This window comes from Ruegeria sp. BHSA123 (genome assembly GCF_059613425.1).
In genome coordinates this window covers 1-9,221 of record NZ_JBXWSL010000086.1, presented here as the reverse complement: position 1 = coordinate 9,221, position 9,221 = coordinate 1, and the positions used below count along the sequence as shown (strand labels likewise).

Below are 9,221 nucleotides of genomic sequence, written 5' to 3'. Positions count from 1 at the left end.
ATCCAAATAATCCGGATCAATCACCTGAGCCGCAGAAACTTGTCCTGAAAAATTCTCGTCCAGAACGTTAACATATTCCCGAATGAGTTTCCCGTTCGGTGTAAATTCCATGACGCGGCCACCCCATGTCGAAATAACCAGCAAATTTCCATTCGGAGTTATTTGGTGTTTTGCCATCAACGCACTGAAGAATGCACTATCGGCTGGTACGACCGATACGCCGTCTTTTGCACCCGGAATTAACCGAAGTACTTCGGACCGCTGCCGCTCCGAATTGTTGGAAAAGACTGTGATTGTGCCGTCAGGCTGGAAATCAGGATCATGCTGCCGCCACCACGGCCCATACGCTGCCCATTTGATGGAATGATCTTCACGGTCAATGACTGCTAACATATTGGAGTTTCGCAGCGAAATTAGCAGGTCTCCCGCTTCAAAATCAGGGAAAGCGGTTGCCATGTCCGCCGACAACGGCTCAAGGTCATTTGGGTGGAATATATCATCAGGGCCTTCTTTAGTATTCTTCTTGAACCGAAAACCCTCTGGCAGCACAAAACGGAGATGCCCGCGATCATTCGTCATAATTATATCTTCAATGAGATCTATCGCCTCCAGCGTTTCACCGGTTTCCTCGTCAAACCGAACCAGCCTTTGGTTCTGGGCCGCCGCGCTACCATGCGATTCCCAAGTCCATATGCCTCCGGTTTCGTCCGGGGCAAGTGAATGATGAAGATAGGCGTCATTGCGAGACCAGACAGGCTCTCCACAAGCATCAATTCGAACCAATCCCGGGCGTGCGTCAAAATTTGCCACCACGGAAGCATCCGGCAGCAGAATTACGTCATGAGCCGGAACTTCTGGTACGTTTGGATCAATCAATTCACGATAGGAAATCCGCCATTCATGAACAACTTCCCCCGTAGGATCGATCAATTCTGCAACCGTCATGTGCTCAGGTAGCGCAACCTTGGCGACAAACAGATAGCCTGCCGGAAGCAGGTCGGCATCATAAACAGTGTACCGCTGATCCGGTACGTTTCCACCACGTCTGAAATATGAATGATCCCTGAGGAACATTCCGGTTTTTCGAAATGATTTTAAATACGGTTTAATTTCGAGAACCAAAGACATTGGCCAAATGCCTTTGTGCCCTACCCATAATCCAACAGAAAAGGTTACCGCCGCCAACAATGACAAACCGCTTAGAACTGATAACCAACGCATAGCCTATGCCCCCACCTAGTACTTTGATTTTATTGACAACTGCATCAAGAACAGTTGGCTTCTACAAAATCGCCATAGGATAATGGATAACGCAAGGCATCCATCATCCAAAACACAGCATCGCTGTTGTAGGTGTTGATCACTTCCCAAACGACTTCGCCCTCCGGCGTAATCTCAAAGGCGCGACCCCTGTCAGTCTCTGCAAGCAGGATATTCCCATTGTCGAGTATTTGATGCTTACCACGGTATTGTGAATAAAATGCCTCTTCCCCTACCCCATCAAAGATCACCGTTACGGTTCGTGATGTCGGGTCGATCTTCAACACACGGCTTCCGCCCAACCTGCCTCTGAATCCAACCGAAGCGTCTGCTTTTCCTCCAGCCCGGTTGTCGAATACGGTAATTGTGCCATCCGCTTGAAAATCAGGATCATGCTGTCCCTTCATTGGCCCGGTCATGTACCACTTTATCTCGTGGCTTTCACCGTCAAGCACCCAAATCTGATTAAAATGTCGAAAGCTGAGAAGGAGGTCCCCTGCATTAAATTCCGGGAACGCATCTGCGATCTCGGTTCTTAAGACATCCACATCGTTCAGATGAGCCACATCGTTATTAATTGGCCGAACACCAATCAATCCCTCGTACCCTCCGTCTGTCAGTACTTGTACGAGATCCACCAGTTCTGTCTGCTGACCGGTTTCAATATCGAACCGTGCGATAGCATCAAAATTGAAGCCGCCTTCATCCGGCACCAATGCGTTAGGAGGATATCGATCTACGTACACAGGCGTCCAGAAACCTCCTGAACCATCAAGTGTCAGCGCATGATGTGAGCGGTTGTCATTCTTCCAAACGATGTCCCCACACGCGGAAATCCGGTAAGTGCCCCGCCCGTCCAGATTTGCAAGCATATCACCGTTGGGTAAGAGTGCCGCACCATGTATGAGCGCATGAAATCTATGTGCGGCGTCTTCCTGAGCCAGTTCGAAAAAGTCGACAGGCCATTCGTGCAGGATTGATCCGTCCATTCCATACAGACGAGCAGTCAGGCGATTATCGAACACACTCACCAGAAATGTGACACCGGGCTGCATTCCCGCAGGATTGATCCTCGGCTCATATGCGGATGGAAAGGTCTTTTCCGCCATATGCTGGACCGGTCGGACACCAAGCATTGCAAGGCCCTCTTTCCTAACCGTCTTCAGTGTCTGTATCCCCAGCTCAAGCTGTGGCTGAGGCGGGATTTTGAAATGACCGAATGCAACCCCCACCAGAAATGCCAGCGCCATTCCACATGCTATGGGCAATATGAATGGCAAATCGAATTTTTTGATTCTCTTTGTGAGCCTGGAAAATGCCATTGAACCGTTACTTACCAAAACCGCTTCACTGGTTTGCAGCGTGGCCAATGACGCCAATCATTGCAACAGGTCGCATATCCGAAAAGGACTAAAAACCAAAAGACACCGATCCAAATTCTTGAACAATCATATACTTATAGTAAAAATGTCTGCTAACAAGATACAATTCGTATAAAAAATTTCCGCGCCACTACATTCGTTTCGACGCACGCACCCGGAGCAGCGATAATCGAAAGGACCATGACGGGTGCCAACACGTGCCCCGCGCAAGGTAGAGTTTTTGATTGGCGCTCTGCGTCGACACCAGTGATCGGAGAAGCTGAAATGAATCAGCCGTCTACCGCCCTTGGCCGCAATGACCTGGCTGTGCTTCTGTTTATCCTTCTCCTCGCTGCGGTGCTGAGAATCGCCGGATTGAACGCACCGTTGTGGTACGACGAAATCTGGACCGTCGATACGCATGTTCGCCTGCCCTGGGGCGAGATGATGCGCGAATACTCGATGAACTATCATTATTTCTTCAGCATGAAGGCAAAGCTGGTTTCCCAGGGTTTTGGGAACCATGCCTGGGCCTATCGCTTTCCAGCCACGCTGTTCGGTATTGGCCTTGTCGGAGCGATCTGGTGGCTGGCAAAAGAAATCGCCGACACCAAAACCGCGCATGTATCAGCCCTGCTTGTGGCGCTGTCCTACCATCAGGTCTGGTTCTCGCAGAACGCACGCGGATACACCGAGCTGGCATTCTGGAGCACACTTGGCCTCATTTTCTTTTTGCGGGGTGTGCGCCGCCCTACTCTCGGCACCTGGATTATCTTTGGACTTACCGCTGCCGCCGCTGTTTTCACGCATCTGACCGGCGCATTTTTCTTTGTTGCCCTCGGGCTCGTCTGGCTTGTTTCCCTAGCAACCGGGTTTGGACGAGATCACCTGACCCGCAACTGGGTGCGATTTCCGCTGATCAGCATAGCAGTTGCGTCGGTATTGATTCTGCTTGCATACCTGCCTGTTCTACCAGGTATCGTGGACACAATGGGCGAGGTTTCAGCGTCCTCCGCTGTTGATCCCATGCAAGAATACCAAAACCCGCTTTGGACGCTGATCGAAGGCTTGAGTACAGCAGTTGGAAACACTGGGCTGCTGACACTGATTGTCGCCATCGGGGGATTGATCGCCATCGCGTTTGGCGCCGCCGGGGCGCATACGACGCAACCGCTGTTTTTCTGGTCCATCGTAATGCACATCGTCGTGACGCTTGTCGTTCTTATGTCTCTCGACATGCGAATCTGGCCACGGTTCTTTTTTGTCGATATCGGGCTTGTCATTGTTCTCATCGTCGTGGGCTGCCGACATGGTGCCGGGGTAGTGGCGCGGATGTTTGGCCGGTCCGGCCTTGAAGGGCCGCTGTTCGCCACAAGCGCTTTGGCAATGGTTGTCGTGTCCCTGTTTCTCGTGCAGCGTAACTACGTCGCCCCAAAGCAGGACCTGGCCGGCGCCTATGCGCTTGTAGAGAGTACCCGAGAGGCATTTGAGCGGATTTACGCCATCAATCCCGGCGGTCCGATCTTTGAAAGCCATTTTAACGCCGATTGGGAAACCCTTGATGATGCCGATGGCTATGCCAAAGCAATGGCGCAACCCGGACCTGTAACGCTGGTTGTCTTGTTTCCAAACCGAATGTTCCGCGCCATTCCAGATCTGGGGCGTGATGTCGATGCACAGCTTGAACTGGTACATGAATTCGCCGGAACACTCGGGGACGGCGAGGTTCTTGTCTACCGCCGCAAATAAGCCCTAGGTGTCGACTTTGAAGCCCGATGCTATTTGGCCATACCGACACGAGGGGCCGGATCTTCCGTGAGATACCCCGATTCAATCACCCGAGTCGCAGAAACTTGCACCGAGTAATTTTCATCCGGAACATTGACGTAATCCCGAAGAAGCTTCCCGTCCAGTGCAAATTCTATAACACGCCCATTCCATGTTGAAATAACCAGCACATTACCGTTCGGGGCAATCTCATGTTTCCCCATAAGCGCACTGAAGAAAGGGCTTTCCGCCGGAACAACCGATACGCCGTCCTGTGCTCCGGGAACCAAACGAAGCACTTCGGATTGCTGCCGATTTGAGTTGTTGGAAAAGACCGTGATTGATCCATCAGGCCGCTCTTCGGTATCCTTCTTAAATCTAAAATCCTCCGGCAATACAAAGCGAAGATGCCCGCGATCATTGGTCAAAATTATTTCTTCGATGAGGTCAATTACGTCCAGAGTTTCGCCGGTTTCTTCGTCAAACTGGATCAGCCTTTGGTTCTGGGCCGCCGCGCTGCCATGCGCTTCCCAAGTCCAGATACCTCCGGTTTCGTCAGGGGCAAGTGAGTGATGAAAATAGGCATCGATTCGAGCCAACCCCGGACGCATATCAAAGTTTACCACTATCGAAGCATCCGGCAACAAGATGACATCATGGGCCGTAATTTCCGACACGTTGGGGTCAATAAGCTCACGGTACGAAATCTTCGACATTCCCCGAAGGCTCGATCAGTTCTGCAACCGTCATGTGCTCCGGTAGCGAAACTCTGGCGACAAACATATAGCCTTCAGAAATCAGGTCGGGGCCGTAGACCGTATAACGCTGGTCCGGGATACCTTCGCCGTGTTTGAAATACGCAAATTCTCTGAGGAAAATTCCGGTTCTTATAAAAGATTGTAGATACGGCTTTACCTCAAGAAACACGGACATCGGCCAAACGCTATTGTGTCACATCCATAAACCGGCAGAAAAGATAGCTGTAACCAACAGCACCAAACCGCTTAAGACTGGCAACCAGCGCATGGGCAAAACCGCCATTCGTTGTTCTAGGCACTTCCGGGCTTCATCTCAAAGGCAAACGCTCGCAATAATTTCTGCGCACTATAGTGCAATTCTTTGATTTCATAAATAAGTACTGCCACTTGGGATTGCAGATGAAGCCTAACACCCACTCTCTGTAATAGCCTCCAGCGCTTTCTCACCATGTGCCTGATGCACATAGCGCGACCAGCCCAGCGTGTAGATTTCGCCGTTCTCGGCTCTGTTCAAAAAAGTCGCGACCACTTCGGCAGTGTCATCGACCACAAATACACGACCGCGGGTTGTTTCTTCAAAGATCAGGTGCCCCGAGGGTGTGAAATCCTGCAAGCCCTCAGTGCTTGCCAGCACATCATGTCTTTCGAATACCGCGCTAAACGGGGTTTCCACCGAAGCGGTTCTGAAATCATAAATCACGGTCTCACTAACCCCGTCTATGTCCGGGCCAAACCCAAGATTAAAGGCATTGTTGTTAAACACCGCGATTCTGTGATCATCTAAAATATCGACGTCATGCTGCGACAGCCACGGGCCCGCTTTCGACCAGACAACCTCTCTGGTCGACGGGCGATAGAGCATAACAAGCGAGGGGTTGCGCAAACTCATGAACAAATCGCCTTTTTGCCAATGTGGACCATCGGCCAGAACCGGCTCAATGTCATTCAGATGCATTGGATCGTGATAAAAATGGTTGCCCGTAACCAGTAAATGGCGCAGGCCGTTTTCACGCAATATTTCATCCAGCGGTTCTTTGAAAGTCACCTCGCCATTCTCATCCACACGCACCAGAGCATCACGCAGAAATCGCGGTGATATATCCTCAGTCCGGGATTCCACCATGATGCTAGGGGCCCAAAACCCACCTTCGCCATCAGACGCGGTCGAATGGTGAAACAGGTGCTCATCCTGCAGCCACTGGATTTCGCCGCAAGCGGACATCATGAAAAATGGCGTATTATGGTCTTTTACCAATAACTGCCCTGCCTCGGTCAGGTAGGGGTGAACAAAGCGAAAATACGCATTGTTCCACAAATCCTCGAATACCCACCTGTCGTATTCGGGACGTCTGGTAACATTGGCCAATAATGCCTCGGGCTCGGGCGACCAGCTCCGGAGGGTTTCTCCGGTTTCAAGCGACACCAATTCGACAACGTGCCGGGTGCGGTCTCCATCGTAACGGCTGAGCAGCAAATACCCATCCAAACCGCCAGAGCCCGGAGGCTGAGCCCAGGACCACCCATCCGCCACATCATGATCGGCCGACAGGGCAGGATGGCTTATCATGGTCGGATCCGGCTTCCCCACCCTCTTCAATGCCTGACGCGCGTTTTCCGGAATCTCGGCCAATGCCAGCGCCGCATCGCCGATCATTCCGAAATGGTCACCTCTTAATTCTTCCACGCCACGCTCTTCATCCAGAACGATCGCACCGAATAAAATCATAACGAAAAAGGCGGCGACCAGAACCAGTCCAACGACCCAGAGTTCAACTCTCTTAAAAAAAAATTGCTCCATTACCGACTTTTGACTCAACATACAAATCGCAACACATACAATAACTACTTGATCCGAAGTGAACCAGAAATTAACAGAGACTTCTGACTACCCTGATTTTGGAAAAATTCCGGATATCTGTGATGTGCCGCCTCAACGCACTGCATGAGCTACCAGGTCATCATAGATAATGTTCGCCTGCCTTAACAAATCATAGGAAAATCCCTCCTTGATTTTGGCATCGGGTTCGGTGCGAAAGAACGAGCGGAAATCCCTTTTATCGATATTGAGGTCCAATCGCTCGGCAAGCGCGGGAAGTACCTCGTTGGGCCGGGCGCGCAGGTCGTCCTGCACCACGATATGACATGTGTTGCGTTGTTCCGCGACGTCCTGAAAAGCGGCGATCCAATAGGCAAGCCAATAGTTCGGATCGTCAAGCTCATAGCCTTCGGTTGCCAGATGTGGGAAGGCCATCGGCTGATGAAGCAAGCCGAACTCCAGATGGCCGATATCGCGCATGTAGCGCAGGATAAACTCTTCCTCTTTCTGCCGTCTGAGAAAGTTTCTGTGCTGGCGGAGAAGCGACCATGCGTGTGCGCCGGGGTCTCTTACCGGAACAACGATGCCGCAACCGGGGAAATAGTCGGGCAACAGCCGCAGCCGGGCGATATTTGCGTTATTCTTGGACAGGTAGCGCTGCGAAACCTGTTCATTCGTGGGCGCCCTAATCCCGCGCAAATAGCAGATCTTCCTGAAATGGGCCTCGAAAAACTTCTGGGCGTCCGCACGGGCGTCCGATCGCTGCCAAAGGCTTATCCGGCCTCCATCATATTTTTCGGGCCAGAAAAGATGCCAGAATATCTCGTCAAATGCCTCCGGACTGTCGAGCCCAATTTGAAGCCCGTCCCCATGTGCCCGTTCGACCTGAGTAACCTTGCGGTTCAACAGATTGCCCATACCGTTCCACAGATACGGGGCCGAAATGAAGGGCATATCCCTGTAGCGATGTGTAGCCAGCCCCCTGACCTCGGACAGGGCATTCAGCAGCGATGTGGTGCCGCCACGTGCCAGGGATGTTATGAAAATCGGTGGCCGGACTTCAAAATCCTCGACCCGCTTTCCGAAAACATAATCGTCGACCTTGGCGCTGGCCCGGTGAAACCGGGGGCCTGAAAACGCCAACATATGCGCGAACCGGTCGGCAGATCCATAGGTTCCGGGCTCACTTGTCTCCTGTGGCTTTTCATCGGCTTTCCGAAACAGCAATCGACCAATGAGAATAGCCGCCACCGAGACGCCGACGATATATTCGGGGCGCAGCATCAGCGAAACGACTTCTCCGCTGTTGGCAAGGCCCAAAACATCCGCAATCAAGATGGGAAGAGCAGCAGCAAGCAGAGCAACGCCAAACCGCCAAAACACCCGCCAGCCGTGCACGATAAGCGACCAGCCGGAACGTCGGACCAGAACCTCTTTGGCATCGTCATCCAGTTCGCTGTCGAGCATGGCCGAAATGCCTTGCATAGCGTCATCCGCAAGGCTCTTCGTCACTGCAACGATGCTAAGGAACCAAAGTCCGAATCCGAAACCGGCGACAGCCAACAGCGAAACGACAAAGGCGATCATCATTGCTGTGCGTCAGCTTCTTCAACCTTCATCTCGGTATTTTTTCTTTTTTTAAGAGCGCGTTTAAGCGGAAACCACACAAAACCAATTACGAGGAGGACCCCCCCAAAAAGAATTGCAACCAGGGTAAATAGGGCACCAAGCCCTGCACCTGGGCCAATATAGGCATGGGCTGGCGTTGCCAAAAGCAACAAAAGGGCGACTTTAGTCAAAATACGCATTAACATCTCACTGGTCAAAGTTGGCTACTATGTTCTTGTGTCGTGCGGCTATTCGAAAATATTCCCAAGACTTACACTACAACTCGATTAAATCAAAAAATAGATTAGAAATGCTGCACAATTATTTCATGCTGCGATAAAGTGTCCGATTTTTATCAAATTGTCCTGCGGGCAGGGCGGGCATTCAAATTCGGCCAAGGCCGTTTCAGAGCGTCAGGGCTATCGCGCGGGATGGATCGGTTGCAAACCAGAGCTCCTGCTTGCGGCCCGGCATTGTTTCGCGCGCGAAACATTAGCCAGGGCGGTTTTTGAGCCATGCCCGCAGATCGGTCAGGAAGGCCTCGGACACGCCCTCACCGGTCAGGGTCAGCTGTGCGCCGTTTCGACTCTGTTTCAGGTAAATACCACCAATCTTCTCGGGCGCGGTATCCGCTTTTTGAGGTTGGGTCTC

At 51.8% G+C, this 9,221-nt stretch carries 8 protein-coding genes; 1 reads left to right on the top strand and 7 read right to left on the bottom strand.

Annotation, left to right across the window (positions count from 1 at the left end; all coding sequences use genetic code 11):
* Both AC2FNC_RS18905 and AC2FNC_RS18900 read right to left on the bottom strand, forming a co-directional pair.
* Window positions 1-1,221, bottom strand: a 1,221-nt coding sequence (locus AC2FNC_RS18905) for an arylsulfotransferase family protein (RefSeq protein WP_496716270.1), incomplete at its 3' end; no start/stop codon positions are given.
* A 44-nt stretch (window positions 1,222-1,265) separates the two neighbouring features.
* The gene (locus AC2FNC_RS18900) at window positions 1,266-2,630 is read right to left on the bottom strand and encodes an arylsulfotransferase family protein (protein ID WP_496716269.1); all 1,365 of its coding nucleotides are present in this window, start codon (window positions 2,628-2,630) and stop codon (window positions 1,266-1,268) included.
* 276 nt (window positions 2,631-2,906) lie between these two features.
* Here AC2FNC_RS18900 and AC2FNC_RS18895 point away from each other — a divergent pair, with 276 nt between their 5' ends.
* A complete protein-coding gene (locus tag AC2FNC_RS18895; RefSeq protein ID WP_496716267.1) occupies window positions 2,907-4,370 on the top strand; it encodes a glycosyltransferase family 39 protein in 1,464 nt (487 codons plus the stop codon).
* A gap of 29 nt (window positions 4,371-4,399) precedes the next feature.
* On the opposite strand, the gene AC2FNC_RS18890 is transcribed toward AC2FNC_RS18895, so the two are convergent.
* From AC2FNC_RS18890 to AC2FNC_RS18870, 5 genes are all read right to left on the bottom strand, one after another.
* Window positions 4,400-5,104 carry a hypothetical protein gene (locus AC2FNC_RS18890; protein WP_496716266.1) on the bottom strand — a complete coding sequence of 235 codons (705 nt, stop codon included), beginning with the start codon at window positions 5,102-5,104 and terminating at the stop codon, window positions 4,400-4,402.
* A complete protein-coding gene (locus AC2FNC_RS18885) occupies window positions 5,082-5,321 on the bottom strand; it encodes a hypothetical protein (RefSeq protein WP_496716265.1) in 240 nt (79 codons plus the stop codon). Before AC2FNC_RS18885 ends, AC2FNC_RS18890 begins: the two co-directional genes overlap by 23 nt.
* 231 nt (window positions 5,322-5,552) lie before the next feature.
* Window positions 5,553-6,944 carry an arylsulfotransferase family protein gene (locus AC2FNC_RS18880; RefSeq protein ID WP_496716263.1) on the bottom strand — a complete coding sequence of 464 codons (1,392 nt, stop codon included), beginning with the start codon at window positions 6,942-6,944 and terminating at the stop codon, window positions 5,553-5,555.
* Window positions 6,945-7,076: 132 nt separating this feature from the next.
* Window positions 7,077-8,552, bottom strand: coding sequence for a sulfotransferase (locus AC2FNC_RS18875; RefSeq protein ID WP_496716262.1), 1,476 nt, complete (start codon window positions 8,550-8,552; stop codon window positions 7,077-7,079).
* Window positions 8,549-8,770, bottom strand: a complete 222-nt coding sequence (locus tag AC2FNC_RS18870; RefSeq protein WP_496716261.1) for a hypothetical protein — start codon at window positions 8,768-8,770, stop codon at window positions 8,549-8,551. Before AC2FNC_RS18870 ends, AC2FNC_RS18875 begins: the two co-directional genes overlap by 4 nt.
* Window positions 8,771-9,221 lie beyond the last annotated feature (451 nt).